General features: G+C 71.9%; 21 protein-coding genes, 1 tRNA gene and 1 other RNA gene. 13 read left to right on the top strand and 10 right to left on the bottom strand.

Annotation, left to right across the window (positions count from 1 at the left end):
- Window positions 1–47: 47 nt before the first annotated feature.
- The 8 genes from OHL10_RS14650 to OHL10_RS14615 form a co-directional block, all read right to left on the bottom strand.
- On the bottom strand, window positions 48–683 hold the full coding sequence (locus tag OHL10_RS14650; RefSeq protein WP_265522967.1) for a LytR C-terminal domain-containing protein: 636 nt from the start codon (window positions 681–683) through the stop codon (window positions 48–50).
- A gap of 25 nt (window positions 684–708) precedes the next feature.
- Complete coding sequence (locus OHL10_RS14645) at window positions 709–1,005, bottom strand: type II toxin-antitoxin system VapB family antitoxin (protein WP_265522966.1); 297 nt, start codon at window positions 1,003–1,005, stop codon at window positions 709–711.
- A 170-nt stretch (window positions 1,006–1,175) separates the two neighbouring features.
- On the bottom strand, window positions 1,176–1,856 hold the full coding sequence (locus OHL10_RS14640) for a response regulator (protein WP_265522965.1): 681 nt from the start codon (window positions 1,854–1,856) through the stop codon (window positions 1,176–1,178).
- Window positions 1,853–4,384 (bottom strand): DUF4118 domain-containing protein, encoded by a 2,532-nt coding sequence (locus OHL10_RS14635; protein ID WP_265522964.1) that lies wholly within the window; start codon window positions 4,382–4,384, stop codon window positions 1,853–1,855. The genes OHL10_RS14640 and OHL10_RS14635 overlap by 4 nt, the downstream gene beginning before the upstream one ends.
- A gap of 7 nt (window positions 4,385–4,391) precedes the next feature.
- A complete protein-coding gene (kdpC, locus tag OHL10_RS14630; protein WP_265522963.1) occupies window positions 4,392–4,967 on the bottom strand; it encodes a potassium-transporting ATPase subunit KdpC in 576 nt (191 codons plus the stop codon).
- Window positions 4,968–4,990: 23 nt separating this feature from the next.
- A complete protein-coding gene (gene kdpB, locus OHL10_RS14625) occupies window positions 4,991–7,075 on the bottom strand; it encodes a potassium-transporting ATPase subunit KdpB (protein ID WP_425499016.1) in 2,085 nt (694 codons plus the stop codon).
- Window positions 7,072–8,736 carry a potassium-transporting ATPase subunit KdpA gene (gene kdpA / locus OHL10_RS14620; protein ID WP_265522962.1) on the bottom strand — a complete coding sequence of 555 codons (1,665 nt, stop codon included), beginning with the start codon at window positions 8,734–8,736 and terminating at the stop codon, window positions 7,072–7,074. Before kdpA ends, kdpB begins: the two co-directional genes overlap by 4 nt.
- A 438-nt stretch (window positions 8,737–9,174) precedes the next feature.
- Window positions 9,175–9,263 (bottom strand) — tRNA-Ser (locus OHL10_RS14615).
- A 153-nt stretch (window positions 9,264–9,416) separates the two neighbouring features.
- Here OHL10_RS14615 and ffs point away from each other — a divergent pair.
- From ffs to OHL10_RS14575, 8 genes are all read left to right on the top strand, one after another.
- Window positions 9,417–9,513: signal recognition particle sRNA small type (gene ffs, locus OHL10_RS14610), an RNA gene on the top strand.
- A 456-nt stretch (window positions 9,514–9,969) separates the two neighbouring features.
- Window positions 9,970–10,884, top strand: a complete 915-nt coding sequence (locus OHL10_RS14605) for a MetQ/NlpA family ABC transporter substrate-binding protein (protein WP_265522961.1) — start codon at window positions 9,970–9,972, stop codon at window positions 10,882–10,884.
- A gap of 50 nt (window positions 10,885–10,934) precedes the next feature.
- Window positions 10,935–12,236: a methionine ABC transporter ATP-binding protein gene (locus OHL10_RS14600; protein ID WP_322645570.1), complete on the top strand. Its 1,302-nt coding sequence runs from the start codon at window positions 10,935–10,937 to the stop codon at window positions 12,234–12,236.
- Complete coding sequence (locus OHL10_RS14595) at window positions 12,233–12,889, top strand: methionine ABC transporter permease (protein ID WP_265522960.1); 657 nt, start codon at window positions 12,233–12,235, stop codon at window positions 12,887–12,889. The genes OHL10_RS14600 and OHL10_RS14595 overlap by 4 nt, the downstream gene beginning before the upstream one ends.
- A gap of 48 nt (window positions 12,890–12,937) precedes the next feature.
- Window positions 12,938–15,583: a DNA polymerase III subunit gamma and tau gene (locus OHL10_RS14590; RefSeq protein ID WP_265522959.1), complete on the top strand. Its 2,646-nt coding sequence runs from the start codon at window positions 12,938–12,940 to the stop codon at window positions 15,581–15,583.
- Window positions 15,576–16,001 (top strand): VOC family protein, encoded by a 426-nt coding sequence (locus tag OHL10_RS14585; RefSeq protein ID WP_265522958.1) that lies wholly within the window; start codon window positions 15,576–15,578, stop codon window positions 15,999–16,001. The genes OHL10_RS14590 and OHL10_RS14585 overlap by 8 nt, the downstream gene beginning before the upstream one ends.
- 9 nt (window positions 16,002–16,010) lie before the next feature.
- Window positions 16,011–16,610 (top strand): recombination mediator RecR, encoded by a 600-nt coding sequence (gene recR / locus OHL10_RS14580; RefSeq protein ID WP_265522957.1) that lies wholly within the window; start codon window positions 16,011–16,013, stop codon window positions 16,608–16,610.
- Entirely contained in the window at window positions 16,603–17,172 is a 570-nt protein-coding gene (locus OHL10_RS14575) for a DUF5063 domain-containing protein (protein ID WP_265522956.1), read from the top strand. The genes recR and OHL10_RS14575 overlap by 8 nt, the downstream gene beginning before the upstream one ends.
- Before the next feature lie 41 nt (window positions 17,173–17,213).
- Here OHL10_RS14575 and OHL10_RS14570 read toward each other — a convergent pair whose 3' ends face one another.
- Together OHL10_RS14570 and OHL10_RS14565 are read right to left on the bottom strand one after the other, a co-directional pair.
- Window positions 17,214–18,374 (bottom strand): ABC transporter permease, encoded by a 1,161-nt coding sequence (locus OHL10_RS14570; RefSeq protein WP_265522955.1) that lies wholly within the window; start codon window positions 18,372–18,374, stop codon window positions 17,214–17,216.
- Entirely contained in the window at window positions 18,371–19,345 is a 975-nt protein-coding gene (locus OHL10_RS14565; protein ID WP_265522954.1) for an ABC transporter ATP-binding protein, read from the bottom strand. The genes OHL10_RS14570 and OHL10_RS14565 overlap by 4 nt, the downstream gene beginning before the upstream one ends.
- A 116-nt stretch (window positions 19,346–19,461) precedes the next feature.
- Here OHL10_RS14565 and OHL10_RS14560 point away from each other — a divergent pair, with 116 nt between their 5' ends.
- The 5 genes from OHL10_RS14560 (at window position 19,462) to prpB (ending at window position 24,313) form a co-directional block, all read left to right on the top strand.
- Window positions 19,462–20,277, top strand: coding sequence for a TSUP family transporter (locus tag OHL10_RS14560; protein ID WP_265522953.1), 816 nt, complete (start codon window positions 19,462–19,464; stop codon window positions 20,275–20,277).
- Window positions 20,278–20,396: 119 nt separating this feature from the next.
- Window positions 20,397–21,095, top strand: a complete 699-nt coding sequence (locus OHL10_RS14555; RefSeq protein WP_265522952.1) for a DUF2625 family protein — start codon at window positions 20,397–20,399, stop codon at window positions 21,093–21,095.
- A gap of 84 nt (window positions 21,096–21,179) precedes the next feature.
- Window positions 21,180–21,860 (top strand): GntR family transcriptional regulator, encoded by a 681-nt coding sequence (locus OHL10_RS14550; RefSeq protein WP_265522951.1) that lies wholly within the window; start codon window positions 21,180–21,182, stop codon window positions 21,858–21,860.
- A 15-nt stretch (window positions 21,861–21,875) separates the two neighbouring features.
- Window positions 21,876–23,408 (top strand): MmgE/PrpD family protein, encoded by a 1,533-nt coding sequence (locus OHL10_RS14545; protein WP_265522950.1) that lies wholly within the window; start codon window positions 21,876–21,878, stop codon window positions 23,406–23,408.
- The gene (gene prpB / locus OHL10_RS14540) at window positions 23,408–24,313 is read left to right on the top strand and encodes a methylisocitrate lyase (protein WP_265522949.1); all 906 of its coding nucleotides are present in this window, start codon (window positions 23,408–23,410) and stop codon (window positions 24,311–24,313) included. The genes OHL10_RS14545 and prpB overlap by 1 nt, the downstream gene beginning before the upstream one ends.
- The last annotated feature ends 25 nt before the right edge of the window (window positions 24,314–24,338 follow it).

Below are 24,338 nucleotides of genomic sequence, written 5' to 3'. Positions count from 1 at the left end.
GCCGTTCAGGGTCGCGCGGGCGGGTGGGAGTCGGGCGGGGCGAGTGCCTACTCCTCCGCCTCCTCCTCGTCGGGCACCGGGCCGGGTCGAGGCGTGATCTCCTCGAGGGGCTCGCAGCCCTCGGCGTCGACGAGCGGCGTCTCGGCGTCGAGCTCGACAAGCTCCGGGTCCACCAGCCGCTCGAACTCCGTGCCGAGGACGAGGTCGATCCCCGTACCCTCTCGGTCGTCCAGGAGGAGAGCGACGTTCTCGTAGTGGGCCGCGAGCGTGTACGCCGCGGCGACGCCCTCGGCGCCGAACCTGACCTGGGTGCGGGCCGTCTCCGCGACGTTCCCGGTGCCGGTGACGACGAAGCCGCGGCGTTCGAGGATCTCCTCGTTGGCGTTCGCGATCCCGCCCGTCCCGGACCCGTTGAGCACCATGACCTCGATGTCGCTGTACGCCACCGGCAGGGTGTCCTCGGGTAGGCAGGGCGCCGGGACGTCGGCGAGCGGGTCGATCACCTCTGGCGTGGTGAAGTCGCGGGCGAACGGCGCTTCGATCGCCCCGGTGTAGATCGCGAGCGCACCGATGCCGCACACCGCCAGGAAGGCGATGAGGAGCCCGAAGACGACGGCCTGCCGCTCGTGCATGCGCCGGCGGCGCTGTGCGCGAGCGGGGTCCTGGTCGGTCTTCGTGGTCACGCCAGAAACTTACCCGAACGGCGCATCATTTTACGGTCAGCACGCGGGCGTGGAGGATCGCGCGCTGCTGCAGCGCCGCCCGGACAGCCCGGTGCAGACCGTCCTCGAGGTACAGGACGCCGCGGTACTCGACCACGTGCGCGAAGAGGTCGCCGTAGAACGTCGAGTCCTCGGAGAGCAGGTTGTCGAGGTTGAGCGTGCGCTTGGTCGTGACGAGCTCGTCGAGGCGGACCTGCCGCGGCGGGACGTCGGACCAGTCCTTGGGGGTCACGAGACCGTGATCGGGGTACGGACGGTCGTCGCCCACGGACTTGAAGATCATGGGGGTCAGTCTAGAGGGGGCGAGGCGCTCTACCTGGTCGTCAACCCCCCGACCGTCACGTCATCACCACGATGTCGCCACGAGACCCCACCGGGCGCGGTGCAGGGCGCCGCGCACCGCACGCAACTGCCGGGGTGCGACCCCCTGTGCCTCGTCAGCACACGGTGCGATCACGGTTCGAGACGGTATCCCATCCCTGCCTCGGTGATCAGGTGCCGGGGACGAGCCGGGTCGGGCTCGAGCTTTCGGCGGAGCTGGGCGAGGTAGACGCGCAGGTAGTGGGTCTCCCGGTCGAGATGCGGACCGCGTAGCTCCTGCAGGAGCTCACGACGTCCGACGACCTTGCCCACGTTGCGGGCGAGGATCTCGAGCATGTGCCACTCGGTCGGTGTCAGACGCACGTCGTCGCCCGCCGCCGTGTGCACGCGGCGGGCCGCGAGGTCGACCGTGAAGGCTGCGGTCCGCACGACCGGGGGTGAGTCGCTCGGTCCTCGCCTCCGCACCGCGGCGCGGATCCGTGCGAGGAGCTCGTCCATCCCGAAAGGCTTGGTGACGTAGTCGTCCGCCCCGGCGTCGAGGGCCTCCACCTTGTCGTCGCTGGTCTGGCGGGCGGAGAGCACGACGACGGGCACCGCCGACCAGGCCCGCAGCGCGCGGAGCACCTCGAGCCCGTCGAGGTCGGGCAGGCCGAGGTCGAGGACGACGAGGTCCGGGTGCCAGGTCGCGGCCGCGTCGAGACCGCCGACCCCGGAGTGAGCGATGCTCACGTCGTACCGTTTCGCGCGGAGGGTGACCGCGAGCGCCCGCGCCAGGGCGGGCTCGTCCTCGACCACGAGCACACGAGTCGTCATCGCACGTCTCCGTTCAGGGGCAGGTTGACCACCATCGTCAGGCCACCGCCGGGTGTGTCTTCTGCCTCGATCGTGCCCCCGTTCGCCTCGACAAAACCGCGCGCCACCGCGAGGCCGAGGCCGACACCCTTGCCGCCGGGCGCGTCGCCGAGACGTTGGAACGCGGTGAACATCAGGTCCTTGCCCACGTCGGGCACGCCCGACCCGTGATCGACGACGCGGATCACCATCGTGTCGCCGAGGCACTGCGCGCTCACGTTCACGAATTCTCCCGGTGGGCTGTGGCGCACGGCGTTCTCGACGACGTTGGCCAGTGCCCGCTCGAGCAGCCCGGCGTCGACCCTCAGGAGGGGGAGCGACTCGGGGACGTCGATCTCGACGGCGCCGGCAGGGACGGAGTCGACGGCACGAGGGATGATCTCGTCCAGTGCGCGTGGCTCGAGCCGCGGCGTGACGGACCCCGAGTCGAGGCGGCTCATGTCGAGAAGGTTGTCGATGAGCAGCTGCAGACGGTCGGCGTTGTGGTCCAGGTCGGCGAGGAGCTCCGCCCGGTCGGTCTCCGGGATTCCGCGAGTGGTCAGCAGCGCGCTGATCCCGGCCTTCATCGCCGCGAGCGGCGTGCGGAGGTCGTGCGACACGGCTGCGAGCAGGGCGGTCCGTATGGCACCGCGCTCGCGCTCGGCCCGGCTCGCCCTGGCCTCCGCACGGAGGTGGTCGCGCTCGAGGACGGCCTCCGCCTGGTGGCCGACGGCGCGTGCGAGCCGTAGGTCGTTCGCCGACATCGACCTGCCCCACAGCCGGAGCCGGAGGTTCCCGGAGATCGGCGCCACATGATCGTCGCCGTCCGGCGATGGGGTGCCGACCGCGTCCACGTGGCGCCACGCCCCTGTGGCGTCATCCCGCCGCTCCAACGCCACGGCAGCGAGCTGGAGGGTCTCGCGCAGCTGCGCGAGCATCGACGGGACGGCGTCGCCGCCCCGCAGGATGCTTCCGGCGATGGTGGTCAGAGCGTCCGCTTCCGTGCGCGCTCGCGCAGCCTCCGTGGTGCGGCGTGCCGCGATGTCGACCACGGCGGACACGGCGACCGCCACGGCGACGAGCACCACGATGGCCAGGGCGTTCTGCGGCTCGGCGATCGTCCAGGTGTACAGCGGGGGTGTGAAGAGGTAGTTGCTGAGCAGGCCGCTGGCGACAGCCGCGAGGAGTGCGGGCAGCAGCCCGCCGATGATCGCGACGCCCACGGTCAGTGCGAGGAAGAGCATCAGGACGGTGGGCAACGCGTCGAGGCCGCCGACCGTCCGCAGGCCGAGGGCAAGCAGAGGTGGGCCGATCGTCGCGAGAGCCCATCCGGCGACGACTCGCCGTCGGCTCAGTGCGCCACGGCGTGAGCGGCTGAACCTGCTGCGCCCGGCGTGCTCGTGCGTGACGACGAGGACGTCCGTCTCGCCGGAGTCGCGGATCACTTCCGGCGCGATCCCGGGGGAGAACGCCGCTGCGACACGGGGTCGTCGGGTGGCGCCGAGCAGGATCTGGCTGGCGTTGACACCGCGCGCGAAGTCCAGGATGGCCCGCGCGACGTCGTCCGCCATCACGGTGTGCCAGCTGCCTCCCAGCGACTCGACCAGGGTGCGGAGGCGTACGCGGGAGTCCGGCGCGACGTCGGCGAGCCCGTCCTCTCGCAGGACGTGCAGGGCCAGGAGCTCGCCACCGCTCGCGCGCTGTGCGAGACGGGCGGCTCTGCGGATCAGCGTCTCGCTCTCGGGCCCGGCGGTGACGGCGACGACGACTCGCTCCCTGGTCGCCCACGTGGCGTTGATCCCGTGCTCGCGCCGGTAGGTCTCGAGGGCGTCCTCGACCCGGTCTGCGGTCCAGAGCAGCGCGAGCTCGCGCAGCGCGGTGAGGTTGCCCAGGCGGAAGTAGTTCGCCAGGGCGGCGTCGACCTTCTCGGCCTTGTAGACGTTCCCGTGCGCGAGCCTGCGGCGCAGCGCCTCCGGGCTCATGTCGACGAGCTCGATCTGGTCGGCGCGCCGAACCACCTCGTCCGGGAGGGTCTCTTGCTGCTGGATACCGGTGATCGACGTCACGACGTCGTTCAAGGTCTCCAGATGCTGGATGTTCAGGGTGGTCACGACGTCGATGCCCGCGGCCAGCAGCTCGTCGACGTCCTGCCACCGCTTCGCGTTCCGGCTCCCCGGCACGTTGGTGTGGGCGAGCTCGTCGACGAGCGCGACCGTCGGGCGGCGAGCGAGCACGGCGTCGACATCCATCTCGGTGAAATGGGCTCCGCGGTACCGGACCGTCGTGCGGGGGACCACGTCGAGGCCCTCGACCAACGCGGCCGTGTTCGGTCGGTCGTGGGTCTCGACCAGGCCCACGACGACGTCCACGCCTCGTCCCCGTCGCCGACGACCTTCGTCGAGCATCGCGTAGGTCTTGCCCACGCCGGGGGCGGCACCGAGGTACACCCGCAGGTGACCGCGTCGCGTGCGCCGTGCTGACACCTCGCCGGGGTCGGTCTCGTCGGTCATGGCACGCTCAGTCAAGCACAGCCAGGGTGGCGTTGAGCTCGAGGACGTTCACCCGCGGCTCGCCGAGGACTCCGAGCTCGCGGTCCGTCGTCGCCTCGGCCACGTGGCTACGCACGATGTCTTCGTCGAGCCCTCGGGCCTGGGCGACGCGGGGGACCTGCAGCGCGGCGTACTCCGGCGAGATGTGCGGGTCGAGGCCCGAGCCGGACGCCGTCAGGGCGTCGGGAGGGACGAGCTCAGGATCGACGCTTTCCCGTCCGGCGACCTCTGCGCGGCGCTGCTCGACCGTCGCGAGCAGGTCGAGGTTCTCAGGTCCCAGGTTCGAGGCACCCGAGGCCAGCGGGTCGTACCCGTCTCCGGCGGCGGACGGGCGTGGCAGGAACCACTCCTCTCCGTCGAACGGCTGCCCGATCAGTCGAGACCCGACGACGTGTCCGTCGACCTCGATCATCGCGCCGTCGGCACGATCGGGCATCGTGCGGCCGATGGCGTAGACGGCTGTCGGGTAGGCCAACCCGGTGAGGACGGTCAGGACGAGCAGTACTCGCAGGCCGGCGAGAGAGGTACGAAGGAAGGCGGTCACGGGTGTGCTCCGATGGGTCTGGCTCAGAGGCCGGGGACGAGTGAGACGACGAGGTCGATGAGCTTGATGCCGACGAACGGAGCGACAAGCCCTCCGACGCCGTACACGAGCAGGTTGCGTCGCAGCATGGACGCCGCGCCGGCAGGCCGGTACCGCACACCCCGCAGTGCCAGGGGGACGAGCGCGACGATGACGAGCGCGTTGAACACGACGGCTGAGAGCACCGCTGACTGCGGCGTGGACAACCCCATGACGTTGAGCCCGTCCAGCTGGGGGTACAGGCCCGAGAACATGGCCGGGATGATCGCGAAGTACTTGGCGACGTCGTTCGAGATCGAGAACGTCGTCAAGGCGCCCCGGGTGATGAGCAGCTGCTTGCCGATCGCGACGATCTCGATCAGCTTCGTCGGGTTGGAGTCGAGGTCGACCATGTTCCCGGCCTCCTTGGCAGCGGACGTGCCGGTGTTCATCGCCACACCGACGTCGGCCTGAGCAAGCGCCGGCGCGTCGTTCGTGCCGTCCCCGGTCATCGCGACGAGCCGCCCCTCGGCCTGCTCCTTGCGGATCAGACCGAGCTTGTCCTCCGGCGTGGCCTCGGCGAGGAAGTCGTCGACCCCGGCCTCGTCGGCGATCGCCCTGGCCGTCATGGGGTTGTCGCCGGTGATCATGACGGTGCGGATGCCCATCCGGCGGAGCTCGGCGAAACGTTCCCGCATCCCGGACTTGACGACGTCCTTGAGATGGATGACGCCCAGCGCCCGAGCAGGGCCGTCGGCGCGCCGCTCGGCCACCACGAGCGGTGTCCCGCCCGATGCGCTGATCGCGTCGACCAGGGTGCCGACATCGGCGGTCGGGTGCCCTCCGTTCTCGCGGACCCATCGCATGACGGCGCTCGCTGCCCCCTTGCGGATCTCCCAGGTGCCGTCCCGCTGGGCCAGGTCCACTCCGCTCATGCGGGTCTCGGCCGTGAAGGGCACGAAGGTCGCGTCGGGCAGCTGGCCGGCGAAACGGTTGCGCATGGCATAGCGCTCCTTGGCGAGCACCACGATCGACCGGCCTTCCGGCGTCTCGTCGGCGAGACTCGACAGCTGCGAAGCCTCTGCCACCTGCTCTTCGGTCACGCCGACTGCGGGGACGACCTCGACGGCCTGTCGGTTGCCCAGCGTGATCGTGCCGGTCTTGTCCAGCAGCAGGACGTCGACGTCGCCGGCTGCCTCCACGGCGCGTCCGGACAGTGCCATGACGTTGCGCTGCACGAGCCGGTCCATCCCTGCGATGCCGATCGCGGACAGCAGCGCGCCGATGGTGGTGGGGATCAGGCAGACCAGCAGGGCGACGAGCACCACGAGCGGCTGGGCCTGCCCCGCGTACGTCGCGAAAGGCTGCAGGGTGACGACGGCCAGGAGGAACACCAGGGTCAGGGACGCGAGGAGCAGGTTCAGCGCGATCTCGTTCGGTGTCTTCTGCCGCGCGGACCCCTCGACGAGCCCGATCATCCGGTCGAGGAACGTCTCACCCGCCTTGGCCGTGATGCGGACGACGATACGGTCGGAGAGCACCTTCGTCCCGCCGGTCACTGCGCTCCGGTCACCGCCCGACTCGCGGATCACGGGGGCCGACTCGCCGGTGACGGCGGACTCGTCGATGCTCGCGATGCCCTCGATCACGTCCCCGTCGCCCGGGATGATCTCGCCGGCCTCGACGACGACCAGCTCGCCGACCGCGAGCGCCGCGCCGGGCACGCTCTCCTCACGGCCGTCGACGCCGAGCCGACGCGCCAGGGTCTGGGTGCGCGTGCGGCGCAGCGAGGCAGCCTGCGCGCGACCGCGACCTTCGGCGACGGCTTCGGCCAGGTTGGCGAACAGCACGGTGGCCCAGAGCCACAGGGTGATCGACCAGGAGAAGACGCTGGGTTCGGCGACGGCGAGCGCGGTGGCGGCCACGGAGCCGACCCAGACGACGAACATCACGGGGTAGCGGATCTGATGACGCGGGTCGAGCTTGCGCACGGCGTCCGGCAGCGAGCGCCAGAGCAGGCGGGGTTCGAAGGCGCCTGGTCGGGTGCGCGTGGGGCCGGTCACGGGGCGGGTGGGCAGGTCGACGGTCACAGCAGAGCCTCCGCGATAGGTGCGAGTGCGAGGACGGGGAAGAAGGTGAGCCCGGCCACCACGAGAACGACGAACCCCAGCAGGCCGGCGAACACCGGGCCGTGGGTGGGCAGGGTCCCGGCGCCGACGGCGGCGGGTTGCTGGCGAGCGAGGCTGCCGGCCAGTGCGAGGACGAGGATGATCGGCACGAAGCGGCCGAAGAGCATGCCCAGGCCCAGCGCCGTGTTCTGGTACGGCGTCCCGGCACCGAAGCCCGCGAAGGCGGATCCGTTGTTGTTCGTCGCCGAGGCGTAGGCGTACAGGATCTCCGACAGGCCGTGCGCACCAGGGTCCTGGACCGATGCCTCGACCAGCGCGGGAGTGCCTGCCGTGATCGCCGCGCCGACGAGAAGAAGAGTGGGCATCGTGAGGATGTAGAGCGCCACGAGCGTGATCTCGGGGCGGCCGACCTTCTTGCCGAGGTATTGCGGTGTCCGGCCGACCATGAGGCCTGCGAGGAAGACGGTGAGCACCGCGAGGACGAGCATCCCGTAGAGCCCTGCGCCGACCCCGCCGGGTGCCACCTCGCCCAGCATCATGTTGAGCAGCGTGACTCCGCCGCCCAGAGCGGTGTACGAGTCGTGGAAGCTGTTGACCGAACCGGTCGACGTCCCGGTCGTCGAGGCGGCGAAGAGTGCGGAGGCCCCTTCGCCGAAGCGGACCTCCTTGCCTTCCATCGCCGCGCCGGCGGCTTGCGGCACGGTCCCGAACCCGCGCGTCTCCGCCCAGGTGATCACACCGACCGCGGTCGCCCAGATCGACGCCATGACGGCGACGATCGCCAGGCCCTGGCGACGGTTGCCGACCATGCGCCCGAACGTCCGGGGGAGGCTGAAGGGGATGGCCAGGAGGAGGAAGATCTCGAGGAGGTTGGTCAGCGCGCTCGGGTTCTCGAACGGGTGGGAACTGTTCGCGTTGAAGAACCCGCCGCCGTTGGTGCCCAGGTTCTTGATCGCCTCCTGCGAGGCGATGGGGCCGCCGACGATCGTCTGCGTGGCGCCGTCGAGCGTCGTGACTCCCTGGGCGCCGGTGAAGTTCTGCACGGCACCCCCGAGCACGAGGAGCACGGCGGCGAGGAACGCGAGCGGGAGCAGGATCCGCACCGTGCCCCGCACCAGGTCGACCCAGAAGTTGCCGAGGCGGTCGGTGCGGTGGCGGACGAACCCGCGGACGAGTGCGACGGCGACGGCGATGCCGACCGCCGCGGACACGAAGTTCTGCACTGCGAGTCCGGACATCTGCACGAGGTGGCCCATCGTCGCTTCACCGGAGTACCACTGCCAGTTCGTGTTCGTCACGAAGGAGACGGCGGTGTTCCACGCGCCGTCCGCGCCGACGGCGGGTAGCCCCAGCGAGAGGGGGAGACGGTCCTGCAGACGCATCAGCGCGTAGAGGAGAAGGATGCTGACGAGGGAGAACCCCAGGACGGAACGGGCGTAGACCGGCCAGCGTTGGTCGGCGTCGGGTCCCACCCCGCCGAGGCGGTAGACGAGGCGCTCGACCCGAAGGTGCCGGGTGTCGGTGAACACGCGTGCCATGTAGTCACCGAGCGGTACGTGCACGACGGCGAGAGCTGCGACGAGGATGGCGACCTGCAGGGCGGTCGCGAGCTCGGGCGACATCACGTTCCCGGCTTCAGCAGGGCGCGCAGCAGGTAGCCGCCAAGGACCACCGCGACGACGAGGCAGACGGCGGAATCCACGGTCACAGCTTCGACACCCCCGCGACGACGGTGCTCAGCACGGCGAAGCACGCACAGGTCAGGGCTACGAAGACGAGATCGGTCACGGCTCACTCCCTTGGTCGACGCCGCGCGTCGGCGGCGTCGGCGACCACGGTGGCCGCCTCCGCCATTCACCACCTTCGGGCGGATGCCGTCTGACCGTCCTGACGCATTCCTGACGCATCCCGCAGCCGTCCTGACGGGACCCGTACGGTGCATCGCCTCAGACCGGTGCCGTGGGCCGGTCTCCTCGCCGGGGCGCGTGCTGCGGCGTGACCGCACAGCGAACAGCGAAGGGCCCGTGATCTGCATCTCTGCAGTTCACGGGCCCTTCATGTGGCGGAGGATGGGGGATTCGAACCCCCGAGGGCTGTTAACCCAACACGCTTTCCAAGCGTGCGCCATAGGCCACTAGGCGAATCCTCCTGGAGTGCTGCGGCCGTAGATCGTCCGCGTGCGGACCGATCAGCAGCAGCGGAACGAGGATACCGGACCGTGCGGCTGTGGCCGAATCGCTCCTGCTCCGAGCGCCCTGCGGTGCCGGTTTCGGGTGCGCCGGGGTCCTGGGCTAGTCTGGGCGCAGACCCCTCGTGCGGCGCTATCTTGCCGAACTCCCCCAGGGCCGGAAGGCAGCAAGGGTAGGTGAGCTCTGGCGGGTGCACGAGGGGTCCTTTGCGTCTCCCACGGGTGTGACGTACGTCGTCGCGCCACAGCCTCTCCGTGGCGAATATCGCGACAAAAGATGCCGAAACACCCCACCTGATCCACCAGGCGAGCAGAACACGGTCCACATCGTGGACTTTGCCGGGTCGGAGGTGGCGTCGTGCGGGTTCTCGCGCTCATGATGGTCGACATGCCCCGCTCCACGACTGCCGCCTCGGCCGTACCCGCAGCCTCCTGCGCCGGTACGTGTCGCTGTCGCGGTATGCGCGGAGCCGGACGAATGTGCGGCTGACCCGGCTCCGGACCTGACGGACCGCCGGACTCTGCACCCCCGCAGGCCCGACCTGCCCGACCGCTCCGCGGTCACCCACGCTCGCCACGAGGCTGATGGCCCGTCGACGGCACCCCCGCACCCCTCATCTCGGAACCGCGCCCACCTCGCGCGCGTCCGCCGCCGGAAGGACCCCGCATGTCACGCACGACGTCCCGCACCCGCCTCGCCTGGACCGCTCTCGCCGCCACCACGGCGCTCGCCCTGTCCGCCTGCGCCTCCGGCTCGGAGAGCACCGACCCCGCCGCCACGGGAAGCGCTGACGACCCGATCCGCATCGGTGTCGTGAACTCCGCCGAGGAGTACTGGGACCTGTTCGTCGAGGCCGCCGCCGCCGAGGGCATCACGGTCGAGCTCGAGAACTTCTCCGACTACCAGCTGCCGAACCAGGGCCTGACGGACGGCGACCTGGACCTCAACCAGTTCCAGCACCTGCAGTTCCTCGCCGGGTACAACGTGAACTCCGGCAGCGACCTCGTGCCCGTCGGCGCCACGGCCGTCTACCCGCTGGGCCTCTACTCGACGCAGCACGCGAGCGTCGAGGACATCCCCGAGGGCGGCGAGGTCGCGATCCCCAACGACGAGACCAACCAGGCCCGCGCGCTGCTGGTCCTCCAGGAGGCCGGGCTGCTCACGCTCGAGGGCGGCGGCAACTCGTTCTCCACGCCGGCCGACGTCGTCGCGGACGAGTCCCGCGTCACGGTGACGCCCGTCGACGCCGGGCAGACCGCGCTCGCGCTCACCGACGTCGACGCCTCGATCATCAACAACGACTTCGTCGGCGACGCCGGTCTGGCCGCCGAGGACGCCATCTACTCCGACGACCCGGACGCCGCCGCTGCCGAGCCGTACATCAACATCTGGGTCGCCCGTGCGGACGACGCCGACAACGAGGTGTTCGCCCAGCTCGTCGACATCTTCCACACGCCCGAGATCGAGGCGGCCGCGCAGGAGGCGTCCGGCGGCACCGCGATCTTCAAGGACAACGCCCCCGACGAGCTCCAGGGGATCCTCACGGAGATCGAGGAGAACCTGCAGGCCAACCAGGGCTGACGGCACCTGCGGCACCGTCCCTCCTCGACCCAGGCAGGAGCCACGCCTCCATGAGCGGCACCCCAGCGAGCGGCACCACCCCGACCGGCGGACCGCCGTCGACCACGACGGCACAGCCCGCCGTGCGGTTCGTCGACGTCACCAAGACGTTCGTCACCGGCAAGCACGAGGTGCGGGCGGTCGACGGCGTCAGCCTCGACGTGCACGCCGGGGAGATCTTCGGCGTGATCGGGTACTCCGGGGCGGGCAAGAGCACGCTCGTGCGGCTGATCAACGCGCTCGAGAAGGTCACGTCCGGGTCGGTCGTGGTCGACGGCACCGACATCACCACCCTCGGTGAGTCGAAGCTGCGGCACGTGCGGGCCGGCATCGGCATGATCTTCCAGCAGTTCAACCTCATGAGCTCACGGACGGTCGCGGCGAACGTCGCCTACCCGCTCAAGGTGGCCGGCTGGCCGAAGGAGGAGCGGGCCGCACGGGTCGCGGAACTGCTCGAGTTCGTGGGCATCGCCGACAAGGCGCGCCAGTACCCGGCGCGGCTCTCCGGCGGGCAGAAGCAGCGAGTGGGCATCGCCCGGGCGCTCGCGACGAACCCGAAGATCCTGCTCGCGGACGAGGCGACCAGCGCGCTCGACCCCGAGACGACGCAGGACGTGCTCGCCCTGCTCCGTCGGGTCAACCGCGAGCTGGGCGTCACGATCGTGGTCATCACGCACGAGATGGACGTCGTCCGGCAGGCGTGCCACCGTGTCGCGGTCATGGAGGAGGGCAAGGTCGTCGAGCTCGGCGACGTCTACCAGGTCTTCTCCGCCCCGCGGCACGGTGCCACGCGCCGATTCGTCGCCACCGCGCTCAAGGACCGCCCCGCGCCCGACGTCGTGGAGCGGCTCCGCGCCCGGCACACCGGCCGCATCGTGACGGTCGGGATCGACGAGGCGAGCGGGTCCAGCGCCCGGCTCACCAGCACCCTGCGCGCCCACGGCGTCGACGGGACCGTCGTCTACGGCGGCATCACCGAGGTCGCCGAGCGCCCCTACGGGTCGCTCACGGTCGAGCTCGTCGGCCCGGACGACGCCGTCGAGCGTCTCGTCGCCGACCTGCGGTCCTTCACGGACGTCGTCGACCTCGGGACCGCGGCCCGGCCGCTCGACGACCCGTCCGTCGTCGTGCACGCCGACCACCCGGAGGAGGGGCCCGACCCGGAGCACCGCTCCGCCGGCGCGGAGACCATCGGTCCGGCGGGCGGTGTCCGACCGTTCGGGTCGGGTGTGTTCGGAGGGCCCGGTGGCAGCGTCGGCGGGAACGACCCGGCCGCCGGCCGCCACATCGTCGACGGAGGTGACGAGCGATGAGCTGGGACCGTCTTGTTCCGCTGCTGGTCGAGGCGTTCGGCCAGACCATGTACATGGTCCTCATCACGCTGGGCGTGGGTGGGGTCGCCGGGCTGCTGCTCGGGCTGGGGCTCTACGTCTCGCGGCAGGGCAGCTTCCTGCAGAACTCCGTGGTGTTCAACGTCATCAACGTCGCCGTGAACATCGTGCGACCGATCCCCTTCATCATCTTCATCGTGGCGATCGGGCCGCTCACGCAGGCCGTGGTGGGCCGGCGGATCGGGATCGAGGCCGTGACGTTCGCGATGACGATCATGGCGGCGTTCGTGTTCGCGCGGCTCGTCGAGCAGAACCTCGTGAGCATCGACCCGGGGGTGATCGAGGCCGCGCGGGCCATGGGTGCGTCGCCGCTGCGGATCATCTTCACGGTCCTCATCCCGGAGGCGCTCGCGCCGCTGATCCTCGGGTACACGTTCCTGTTCATCGGTGTGCTCGACATGTCCGCCATGGCGGGATACCTCGGCGGTGGTGGGCTGGGAGACTTCGCGATCGTCTACGGCTACCGGCAGTACAACTGGGAGGTCACGGTCGCGGTCGTCGTGATCATCGTCGTGATCGTCCAGCTCGTGCAGTGGCTGGGGAACACCCTCGCGCGCAAGGCCCTGCACCGATGAGGTTCCGGCACGTCGTGGATGTGGGTCGGGCCGTCTAGAGTTGCCGGGGTGAGCACCGCCCTGTACCGCCGCTACCGGCCCGAGACCTTCTCCGAGGTGATCGGCCAGGACCACGTGACCGGTCCGCTCATGCAGGCGTTGCGCACCGGTCGCATCACGCACGCCTATCTGTTCTCCGGCCCCCGTGGCTGCGGCAAGACGACGTCGGCCCGCATCCTCGCGCGCACGCTCAACTGCGTCGAGAACACCCCCGAGACGCCGATCGACACCCCGTGCGGGCAGTGCCCCTCGTGCATCGAGCTCGCGCGCGGCGGGTCGGGCAGCCTGGACGTCGTCGAGATCGACGCGGCGTCCCACAACGGCGTCGACGACGCCCGCGACCTGCGGGAGCGCGCGGCCTTCGCCCCGGCGCGCGACCGCTACAAGATCTTCATCCTCGACGAGGCCCACATGGTCACGGCGCAGGGCTTCAACGCGCTGCTGAAGATCGTCGAGGAGCCGCCGCCGCACGTGAAGTTCATCTTCGCGACGACGGAGCCGGACAAGGTCATCGGGACCATCCGCTCTCGCACGCACCACTACCCGTTCCGCCTCGTCCCGCCGGACGTGCTGGGCCCCTACCTCGAGCAGCTCTGCACGGCCGAGGGCATGGAGATCGGCGCGGGCGTCGTGCCGCTCGTGACCCGCGCGGGCGGCGGTTCGGTCCGCGACTCGCTGTCCGTCATGGACCAGCTCATCGCCGGCGCGGACAGCGGCACCGTCGACTACGAGCGCGCCGTCGCGCTGCTCGGCTTCACGCACGCCACCCTGCTCGACGACGTGGTGGAGGCGCTCGCGGCACGCGACGGCGCGAGCATCTTCCGGGTCGTCGACCAGGTCATCGCCACGGGCCACGAGCCCCGCCGGTTCGTCGAGGACGTCCTCGAACGTCTGCGCGACCTCATCGTCATCGCCGTGTCCGGGGACGCCGCCGACGCGGTGCTGCGCGACCTGCCCGCGGACCAGCTCGCCCGCATGAAGACGCAGGCGGGGAACCTCGGCGTCGCCGAGCTCTCCCGCGCAGCCGACCTCGTCAACGCCGCGCTCACCGAGATGAGCGGCGCCACGTCGCCGCGGCTGCACCTCGAGCTGCTCTGCGCGCGGCTCCTGCTCCCGGGGGCCGACGACGGCGCGGCCGGGTTCGCCGCCCGGCTCGACCGTCTGGAGCGGGGTGGGCTGGGAGCGGGCGCCGCGAGCGGTCCCGTCCCTGCCGCGCGGGTCGCCGCCGCCGCACCCAGCGCCGCGCCGCCCGTCGCGCGCCCGTCGATCGCCGGGCCCGCCGGTGGCCTGAGCGGGGCCGCCGCCGCCCGTGCGGCACTGCAGGCCGCGAAGCCGGTCGCCGCGACGCCGCCCGTCCAGCCCACGGAGCCGCCGCCCGCTGAGGCCGCACCGGCAGGACCCGGCGTGGCAGAGCCGACGCCCGCCGAGCCGGTCTCGCCGGAGTCCGCCGCGTCGACCGACGCTCCTGAGGCGTCCGACACCGCGGAGCCGACCGAGACTGCAGAACCGACCGAGACTGCAGAACCGGCCGAGACCGCAGAGCCGATCGACACCGGTGAGCAGCGCGATCACGCCGAGGCCGCGGTCCCGGCCGCGCCGGACGCCGCGTCGCAGCAGGCCGCGGCGAGCGCGGCGGTCGGCTCGCTGAGCACGGAGGTGCTGCGGCGGCGGTGGCCGGAGGTCCTGCAGACGCTCAGCTCGAGCCGGGTGACGTGGTCCCTGGTGAGCGCCAACGCCCAGGTCGCGGAGCTGACCGCCGAGGTGCTGTACCTGGCGTTCCAGACCCCGGCCCTCGCGCGGACGTTCTCGTCCTCGCGGCACACCGGCGCGGTCCAGGAGGCCGTCTACCAGACGCTCGGGTTCCAGGTGCGGGTCGAGGCCCGGCTGGACGAGGGTGGTGGGTCCGCCACCCCGGCAGCCCCGCCCGCGGCGGGTGACCCGGGTGCGGGGACGGCCACGCTCCCACGCGCGTCCGTCCGGGCACCCGAGAGCCGCTCGACCGTCACGGACGCCCCGTCACCGGTCCAGGCACCGGACCAGGTGTCGAGCCCGACCTCTGGCTCCGGACCGACGACCGTTGCGCAGGGCAACACCGGCCACGGCTCCGGCCGTGTCAGTGCCGGCACCGGCACCGGCACTGACACGGCCCGGACTGCTCAGGGCGCCTCGCCGCAGCCCGCAGCGGTCGCCGTGGTCGAGCGCCCGGCCCCGGCGAGGACGCCCGTCGTCGACGCGGCGGACGAGGCCTGGCTCGCCGGCGTCCCGCTGCACGAGCCGCCGGCCGACCTCGACGACGCGCCCGAGGCGCCGCCCGTCTTCGAGGACTCGGCCCCGGCACGGTCCGCTTCCGCACCGTCCTCCCCGCGACAGTCCTCGGCGGTGCCGACTGCTCCTGCGCAGACGGCTCCTGCAACGACAGCGCCGGCCCCGGGTCGCGCGGCGACGGGCACGGTGCGGGAGTCGCGGCGTCAGGCGGCTGAGCGGCAGGCTGCGGAGCAGCGTGCCCGGACGTCGACCGCGGTGGTGCAGGGGTCCGACGACGAGCCCTCGGAGGACGACGTGGATCTCGCGTCGACGGGCCTCGTCGGCGCACCGCTCGTCGCGACCATGCTCGGTGGCGTCATCGTCGAGGAGATCATCGACAACGGTGCCTGAGCCGACCGCCCCGGACGCCGCGACCCGCGGTGCGCTCCACCATGTCGAGCTCTGGGTGCCCGACCTCCGGCGCGCCACCCGCTCCTGGGGGTGGCTGCTCACCGAGCTCGGCTACACGCCGTTCCAGGAGTGGGAGGATGGTCGTAGCTGGCGGCTCGGTGCGACCTACGTCGTCGTCGAGCAGAGCCCCGGGCTGACGTCCGCGGCCCACGACCGCACGAGGCCGGGGCTCAACCACCTGGCGTTCAGCGCCGGGACGCGGGCGGACGTCGACCGGCTCGCCGAGGCGTGCACGGAGCACGGCTGGGCGCTGCTGTTCACCGACCGGCACCCGTACGCGGGCGGCCCGGACCACTACGCGGCGTACGTCGAGGACGTCGACGGCTTCGAGGCCGAGCTCGTCGCGACGGACCCGTAGGCTGGGGGCGTGTACGAAGGCGCGGTCCAGGACCTGATCGACGAGCTCGGCCGACTCCCCGGGGTCGGCCCCAAGAGTGCCCAGAGGATCGCCTTCCACCTGCTGGCGACGGACGCCACCGACGTGCGTCGTCTGGTGGACGCCCTCACCGAGGTGAAGGCGCGGGTGCGGTTCTGCGAGACCTGCGGGAACGTCGCCGAGTCCGAGCAGTGCCGGGTGTGCCGCGACCCGCGGCGCTCGACCGCCGTGATCTGCGTGGTCGAGGAGCCCAAGGATGTCGTCGCGATCGAGCGCACCCGAGAGTTCCGTGGCAAGTACCACGTGCTCGGCGGTGCGATCAACCCGATCGAGAACGTCGGGCCCGACGACCTGCGCATCAAGGAGCTCCTCGGGCGGCTCGCGGACGGGGAGGTCCAGGAGGTCATCCTCGCGACCGACCCGAACGTCGAGGGCGAGGCGACGGCGACCTACCTCGCTCGAATGCTCGGCCCCATGGGCCTGCGCGTGACTCGCCTCGCGTCCGGGCTGCCTGTCGGGGGAGACTTGGAGTACGCCGACGAGGTGACCCTCGGACGGGCGTTCGAGGGCAGGAGGTTGGTCGGTGGCTGAGGTGACGTCCGGGTCGGACCTGCGCGGGGTCGCGCAGGCGGTCTCCGGCCAGTCGCGCGCCTTCCTCGAGACCACGGCCCAGGTCGCCTCCGGTGCCGTCCCCGAGGCGGCACTGCCGCTCTTGCTGCTCGCGACCTCCGACATGCTCGCCGCCGGAGCCCGGCTGGGCGCGATGGTCGACGTCGTGCCGGTCGAGCGCTTCGAGCCCGACGCCGGTCCCGACACCGACGTGGACCCGCTGCGGGAGGGTCTCGCCCAGCTCCTGGACAGCCTCGACGAGTACGTCGAGATCGTCGACCCGGTCCTGGGGGCCGAGGTCGGCCGTGCGTCCGTCTCGGGCGACATCGCGTGCATCGCGGAGTCGCTCGCGAAGGGCCTGCAGCACTACGACTCCGGCCGCGAGCTCGAGGCGCTGTGGTGGTGGCAGTTCTCCTACCTGTCGCTGTGGGGCGAACGAGCCGCCAGCGCGCTGCGGGTCATGCAGCTCGTGCTCGCGCACCTGCGCCTCGACGTCGAGGACGACGTCGCCGCCGAGGCGGAGTACGACGCCCTCCAGTCCTGACGGGTAGCCCGCCAGGACCGGAGTCCTCGAACCGGGCCGCCTCAGGCGACCCGGGTGCCCCGCGGCAGCTTCCGGTGCGGGATCCGCAGCCGGCGCACGGCGACGAGCACACCACCGATGCCCAGCAGCAGGTTGACGCCCAGCCCCCACGGCCACACGGGCGACGAGTCGGGGACCCGCTCCGCGACCGGCGAGTCGCCGACCGGGTTGCCGTACCAGTCGAAGCAGTAGTCCACCTCGTCCGCCGGCCCGCTGCGGGCCTCGCGGACCGCCCAGCGGATACCGGACAGCGGGTCGGCGGCACCCATGAACTCGTCGTCGACGGGGGAGCCAGCCGCGTCCGCGACGACGACGAACGGGTTGACCGCGAGCAACCACCACGTCCGCTCGGTGTGCACGACCCACTGCTCCTCGGTCCGCCACTCGCACTGCGGCGAACCGGTGGGCTCCACGAGTCCGTCGTAGGTGTCGGCCGGTGCCCACACGCGGACCGGCTCGTCCCGGACAGTCACGAGCGGCGTGGTGAGGCCGAACAGCACGACGGAGACGATCGACAACCCGCCGACCACGAGGTAGGTGAGCACGGCCGAGCCCGAGGTCTTGGTCGTCAGCGCGGAGAACCCGAGCCCGACGGCGCAGACGACACCCAGCATGATCGCGAGCAGCCCGAGCGTGCTGAGCAGCGCGACGACGGACAACCCGCCCAGGACAAGAGCGAAGGCGATGAACGGGATGCTCGCCACGAGGAAGGCCAGGGCGGCGGCCCACGCGGCCAGCAGCTTCCCGACGACGATCTCGGCCGCCGTCAGCAGCGTGACCTGGAGCGTGGCGAGGGTGCCGGCGTTGCGGTCGCCGTTGATCGCCGACGCGCTGAGCGTCGGGGCGACGAGCAGGCCGAGGAACAGCACGAAGAAGACGACGATGCCGAAGACGAGCGGGCCGAGCGGTGTCCGAGGGTCGTCCATGCCGGGAGAATCGGACAGCAGCCCGACCGCTCCCGTGGTCAGCAGCGTGATGCCGCCGACCACGACGAACCACACGACCAGGGCGATCTTCCAGCGCGTCGAGCGCAGGCGCTGGCGCAGCTCCAGGGTCGCGACGGTCCGCACGCCGTTCCAGCTCAGCGCCCAGTCTCCTCGAGGGGCGATCTCGCCGGGGACGGCCGCGGGGGCGCCGGTGCCGGTCTGCGTGTCGGTGCTCATCTCCGCTCCTCCTCGAGTGCCAGATATGCCTGTTCGAGCGCGCCGCTGGACGGTGCGATGCTCGCGATCGGGACTCCCGCGCCGACCGCGTCGCGCAGGAGCGCGGCCGCCGAGGGGTCGCCGTCGAGCGACAGGAGCGCGGCGCCGTCCTCCTCGACGGTGAACGGCACGCCCGCCGCGGTGAGCCAGGCGGCGAGGGGCTCGGGATCCAGCGCGCGGACCCGCCACGTGCGCCGGGCGGCGGACGCCGACTCGACGGACTCGGAGGCCACGGTGCGACCGCGGGAGAGGAACACCGCGTCGTCGGCCATCTCGTCGAGCTCGGCGAGGACGTGGCTCGAGACGAGCACGGTCTTGCCCTCGGCGGCGAGCCGGCGCAGCAGCCCGCGCAGATCGACGCGCGAGCGGGGGTCGAGGCCGCTCGCGGGCTCGTCGAGCAGCAGGACGTCGGGGTCGTGGACCAGCGCGCGGGCCAGGCCCAGGCGCTGCTTCTGCCCTCGGGACAGCACGTGCGCGGGGGTGTCCGCGTACTCGGTGAGGTGCACGAGCTCGAGGAGCTCGGCGGCGCGCTGCACGCCCAGCTCGCGAGGGAGCCGGTATGCGGCGGCGACCGTGGTCAGCACCTCGCGGGAGGTCAGGGAGTCCCACGTTCCGAAGGTGTCGGGCATCCACCCCGTGCGGGCGCGGGCCGCGTAGTTCTCGGTTACCGGGTCGTACCCGGCGATGCGCACCGAACCCGTGTCGGGGACGAGCAGACCGGCGAGGACGAGCAGCAGCGTCGTCTTGCCCGAGCCGTTCGGCCCGACGAGCGCGGTGACCGCTCCGGGACGGGCGACGAGGTCGACGCCGTCTACCGCGCGGACCTCGCCGAAGGCCCGGTGCACATCGGTCACGACGATGCCGCCATGCCCCGTCACCGTCCCCGACCGGTCGTCGCCGCTGTCGCCCGGTGGTGCCCCTGCGCTGGTCATGAGCAGACACTAGCGGGTTCTGGTGCGCCCCAAGGGAGTTTCACCCATTCTTCACGACGTCCGTGTCTGCGGCCCAGGACGACGGTTCGAGGCCGACCACATGGTAGGAGTAGGGCGTGACCCTCCACGCCGTGACGTTGCCCGGCGCGGAGGGTCTTGATCTCGACGTCCTCACGGTCGTCCTGCTGCTCCTGGCGGCGCTCACGGCCGGATGGATCGACGCCGTCGTCGGGGGCGGCGGCCTGGTCCAGCTCCCCGCGCTGCTGCTCGTGCCCGGCATCAGCCCCGTGCAGGCGCTCGCGACGAACAAGCTCGCGAGCATCATGGGCACCTCGGTGAGCGCCGCGACGTACTACCGCCGCGTCGGTCCCGACCTCACGACCGCGGGGCCGATGGCGCTCGCGGCCCTGGTCGGCGCCGTCGGCGGCGCTGCGCTCGCCGCCCGCATCCCCGCCGACCTGTTCACGCCGATCATCCTCGTCGTGCTCGTCGGGGTGGCCGCCTACACGCTGCTGCGGCCAGGGCTCGGCCACACGACGGCGCTGCGCTGGGAGGGCAACGGCCACCGGTGGGCGGCGGCCGGCATCGGGCTGGTCATCGGGGCGTACGACGGGCTGCTCGGCCCGGGGACGGGGACCTTCTTCGTCATCACGCTGGTGAGCGTGCTGGGCTACGCGTTCCTGCCGGCGTCGGCCCTGGCGAAGATCGCGAACTTCGCCACGAACGCCGGCGCTCTGATCTTCTTCGTGCCCTACGGTGCGGTGATCTGGGGGCTCGGCCTGGCGATGGGCGTGGCGAACCTCGTCGGCGCGTACATCGGCGCCCGCATGGCGGTCGCCCAGGGCAGCGGGTTCGTGCGCGTGGTCTTCGTCCTGGTCGTCGGAGCGCTGATCTGCACGCTCGGGTACGACGTCGTGGCCGGGCTCGTCTGAGCAGTTCTGGGCCCCCGGAGGGCCTGGTGCGCACGACATCTCTCGCAAAGACCCCGTATGCGCTTCCGGTTGCGCATCCGCCGTTCCCGTGCTGAGGCTGGCATGGCATGATGCGCGCCATGGGTCTCAGGACGACTGCGGAGCTCGCAGAGGTCGACGACCCGGCGTGGCCGACCCTCTCCCGGATGCTCGGGCGCGCCGGGGTGGACGTCCTGCCCGCGCCCCCGTGGGCACCGGAGGTGCTCTACCGCCTGCAGGTCACGACCCGCTCGACCCTCGGCTCCCTCGCCCTGCACACGGGCGGCGTGCTCGTCGACGAGGGCTGGCTGCGCCTCCTGGGCGGCGGCGGGGAAGGGCTGCTCGACCTCGCGACCGCCAACGGTCTGGGTGATCCCACGGAGCAGAGCGCCGCGCCGTCCTGGCTCGTCGTCGCCGTCGACGTCCTCGGCGGGACGTTCGCCCTCAACGGCGGCGGCCTACCGGGCCCGCTAGGGGACGTGCACTACTTCACGACCGACTCCCTCACGTGGTTCGACCTCGGGTTCGGCCAGGCCGCGTTCACGGAGTGGGCCGTCAGCGGGGGCACGGACGAGTTCTACGCCGGCCTTCGCTGGCCGGGGTGGGAGCGCGACCTCGCCGAGCTCACGCCCGCCGAGGGGCTGAGCGTCTACCCGCCGCTCTGGTCGGACGAGTCCCTGGGCATCGCGGCGGCCACCCGCACGCCGACGCCCCTGGCGGAGCTCGCCGCGTGGCAGCTCGAGCTGGGAGAGCGGATGGCCGCGATCCAGAACGTCGACGAGGATCCCGTCAGCTACTGACCCTCCCGTTCGCCGCGCGCGGTGGTTCTCGCGCTGCCACCTCTACCTGTATACAAGTGCGCAACCCCGTGGCACGATGATCGGGTGACGACGACGCACCTCGCCTCGACCCCGCGCCAGTCCGGCGCCCGGGCCGTCTACGAGCTGCTGCGCGAGCGCATCATCACCGGCACCCTCGCCCCCGGTGAACGGCTCACCGAGCCCGTCCTCGCCGCCACCCTCGGCGTGAGCCGCACCCCGGTCCGTGAGGCGCTACGGCTGCTGCAGGCCGAGGCGCTCGTCGTCGAGCTGCCCACCGGTGGCGTACGGGTCGCACCCCTCGACGTCGCCGACGCCCGGCGCGTCTACGACGTCCGCGCCCGCCTCGAGGGCCTCCTCGCCCGGGACGCGTGCGAGCGCGCCGCACGGGCCGACGTCGCGCGCCTCGCCCGCCTCGTCGACCTCATGGACGTCGTGCGGGACCACGACGAGGAGGTCCTGCGCGTCGGCGGACAGTTCCACCGCGAGATCGAGGCGCTCGCGGACAACGCCTGGTGCTCCGCGCTGCTGCGGCAGATCCGCGGCCACGTGGACCGCTACCGCGCGCTCGCCGCCCGCGAGCGCGTCGGGACGACCGACCACGTCGACGAGCACCGCGCCGTCGCCGACGCCATCGCGGCCGGCGACCCCGACGAGGCCGAGCGCGTCATGCGCGCCCACATCGACCGCAGCGCCGCGCTGGCCGAGCGCGCCCTGACCCCACCCCCGGCCCCACCCCCGACCTGAGAATCGAGAGCACCCGTGCCCTACACCCACCGTCTGCGCGTCTACCCCAGCGCCGAGCCGCTGGCGCGCCGCGACCAGCTCGCGTGGAAGCTCGCCGAGCTCGCCACCGACCCGGTCGAGGTCACGCCCGAGGTCACGGACATGGTGATCAACCGCGTCATCGACAACGCGGCGGTCGCGGCGGCCAGCCTCACGCGCGGCCCGGCCGTCGCGGCGCGCGGTCAGGCCCTGGCGCACCCGTACACACCCGGCGCGACGGTCTTCGGCTGCGAGCCGGCGACCCGTACGAGCCCGGAGTGGGCCGCCTGGGCGAACGGCGTCGCGGTGCGTGAGCTCGACTTCCACGACACGTTCCTCGCGGCGGAGTACTCGCACCCGGGCGACAACATCCCGCCGATCCTCGCCGTCGCGCAGCACGCCGGACGCTCGGGCGCCGAGCTCGTCCGTGCGATCGCCACGGGCTACGAGATCCAGGTCGACCTCGTGCGGGCGATCTCCCTGCACCGTCACAAGATCGACCACGTCGCGCACCTCGGCCCCTCCGCGGCCGCGGGCATCGGCACCCTGCTCGGGCTCGACACCGAGACGATCTTCCAGGCCGTCGGCCAGGCGTTGCACACGACCACCGCGACCCGGCAGTCCCGCAAGGGCCAGATCTCCACGTGGAAGGCCCACGCGCCCGCGTTCGCCGGAAAGGTCGCGGTCGAGGCCGTGGACCGGGCCATGCGCGGGCAGACGTCGCCCGAGCCGATCTACGAGGGCGAGGACGGGGTGATCGCCTGGCTCCTCGACGGACCGGACGCGAGCTACGACGTCGTGCTCCCCGCCCTCGGCGAGCCTAAGACGGCGATCCTCGACACCTACACCAAGGAGCACTCCGCGGAGTACCAGTCGCAGGCACTCATCGACCTCGCACGTGCCCTGCACGACGAGCACCCGTGGCTGGCCGACCCCGACAACGTGGCCGGCATCGTCATCCACACGAGCCACCACACGCACGTCGTCATCGGCTCCGGCGCGAACGACCCGCAGAAGTACGACCCCACCGCGTCGCGCGAGACGCTCGACCACTCGATCCCGTACATCTTCGCGGTCGCGCTGCAGGACGGCGGCTGGCACCACGTCGACTCCTACGCACCCGAGCGGGCCGCCCGCCCCGACACGGTCCAGCTCTGGGGCAAGGTCACGACCGCCGAGGACACGGAGTGGACGCGTCGCTACCACGCGACCGATCCCGACGAGAAGGCGTTCGGCGGACGCGTCGAGATCGAGCTCGCCGACGGCGGCCGGCTGGTCCGCGAGATCGCCGTCGCCGACGCGCACCCGCTCGGGGCGCGGCCCTTCGGCCGCGAGCAGTACGTGCGCAAGTTCCGCACCCTCGCGGCGGGCGTGCTCGCCGACGACGAGATCGAGCGGTTCCTCGCCCTCGCCGAGCGGCTCCCGACGCTCACCACGGCGGAGGTGCGCGAGCTGACGATCGTCGCCCGACCGGGCCTGCTGGACTCGGTGCCCGCACCGACCGGACTCTTCGAGCTGGGAGGCGAGTGATGCTGTACAGCCGGACCACGCCGTCGGACAAACGGCGGACGCTGCGCGAGGCCCTCGCGTCGGGTGAGCTGCAGCGCTTCCCGGGCGCGTTCAACCCCTTGTCCGCGCGGTTGATCCAGGACAAGGGCTTCGAGGGGGTGTACGTGTCCGGGGCGGTGCTGTCCGCCGACCTCGGGCTGCCGGACATCGGCCTCACGACGCTCACCGAGGTCGCGGGGCGCTCGCAGCAGATCGCCCGCGTGACGGACCTCCCGGCGATCGTGGACGCCGACACGGGCTTCGGCGAGCCCATGAACGTGGCCCGCACCGTGCAGACGCTCGAGGACGCGGGCGTCGCGGGCTGCCACATCGAGGACCAGGTCAACCCGAAGCGCTGCGGGCACCTGGACGGCAAGGAGGTCGTCGGCCTCGACGAGGCGACGAAGCGGCTCCGCGCCGCCGCCGACGCCCGCCGCGACCCCGACTTCCTGCTCATGGCCCGCACCGACGTGCGCGGGACGGTCCCCGGACCGGACGGGCTGCGGCTCGCGATCGACCGGGCGAAGGCGCTCGTCGACGCCGGGGCGGACGCGATCTTCCCCGAGGCGCTGGCCGACCTCGCGGAGTTCGAGGCCGTCGCCTCCGCGGTCGACGTGCCCGTGCTCGCCAACATGACCGAGTTCGGCAAGTCCGAGCTGTTCACGACCCGCCAGCTCGCCGACGCGGGCGTGCGGATCGTCATCTACCCGGTGACGCTGCTGCGCGTCGCGATGGGCGCGGCCGAGCGGGCGCTCGACGAGATCGCCGTGACCGGGACGCAGGCGGGCCAGGTCGAGGGGATGCAGACCCGTGCTCGGCTCTACGAGCTCGTCGACTACGCCGGCTACAACACGTTCGACGCCGACATCTTCACCTACCGCCCCTGAGCGACTCACCACCGGGCACCACGCC

The sequence above is a fragment of the Oerskovia flava genome (assembly GCF_026163685.1).
Taxonomy (GTDB): domain Bacteria; phylum Actinomycetota; class Actinomycetes; order Actinomycetales; family Cellulomonadaceae; genus Oerskovia_A; species Oerskovia_A flava.
This window is presented reverse-complemented; position numbering and strand designations above follow the sequence as displayed.

Coding starts and splice junctions, on each gene's coding strand:
- OHL10_RS14645 (WP_265522966.1), bottom strand. CDS start 1,005: ATGATCTTCAAGTCCGTGGGCGACGACCGTCCGTACCCCGATCACGGT.
- OHL10_RS14640 (WP_265522965.1), bottom strand. CDS start 1,856: ATGACGACTCGTGTGCTCGTGGTCGAGGACGAGCCCGCCCTGGCGCGG.
- OHL10_RS14635 (WP_265522964.1), bottom strand. CDS start 4,384: ATGACCGACGAGACCGACCCCGGCGAGGTGTCAGCACGGCGCACGCGA.
- kdpA (WP_265522962.1), bottom strand. CDS start 8,736: ATGTCGCCCGAGCTCGCGACCGCCCTGCAGGTCGCCATCCTCGTCGCA.
- OHL10_RS14605 (WP_265522961.1), top strand. CDS start 9,970: ATGTCACGCACGACGTCCCGCACCCGCCTCGCCTGGACCGCTCTCGCC.
- OHL10_RS14600 (WP_322645570.1), top strand. CDS start 10,935: ATGAGCGGCACCCCAGCGAGCGGCACCACCCCGACCGGCGGACCGCCG.
- OHL10_RS14595 (WP_265522960.1), top strand. CDS start 12,233: ATGAGCTGGGACCGTCTTGTTCCGCTGCTGGTCGAGGCGTTCGGCCAG.
- OHL10_RS14570 (WP_265522955.1), bottom strand. CDS start 18,374: ATGAGCACCGACACGCAGACCGGCACCGGCGCCCCCGCGGCCGTCCCC.
- OHL10_RS14565 (WP_265522954.1), bottom strand. CDS start 19,345: ATGACCAGCGCAGGGGCACCACCGGGCGACAGCGGCGACGACCGGTCG.
- OHL10_RS14555 (WP_265522952.1), top strand. CDS start 20,397: ATGGGTCTCAGGACGACTGCGGAGCTCGCAGAGGTCGACGACCCGGCG.
- prpB (WP_265522949.1), top strand. CDS start 23,408: ATGCTGTACAGCCGGACCACGCCGTCGGACAAACGGCGGACGCTGCGC.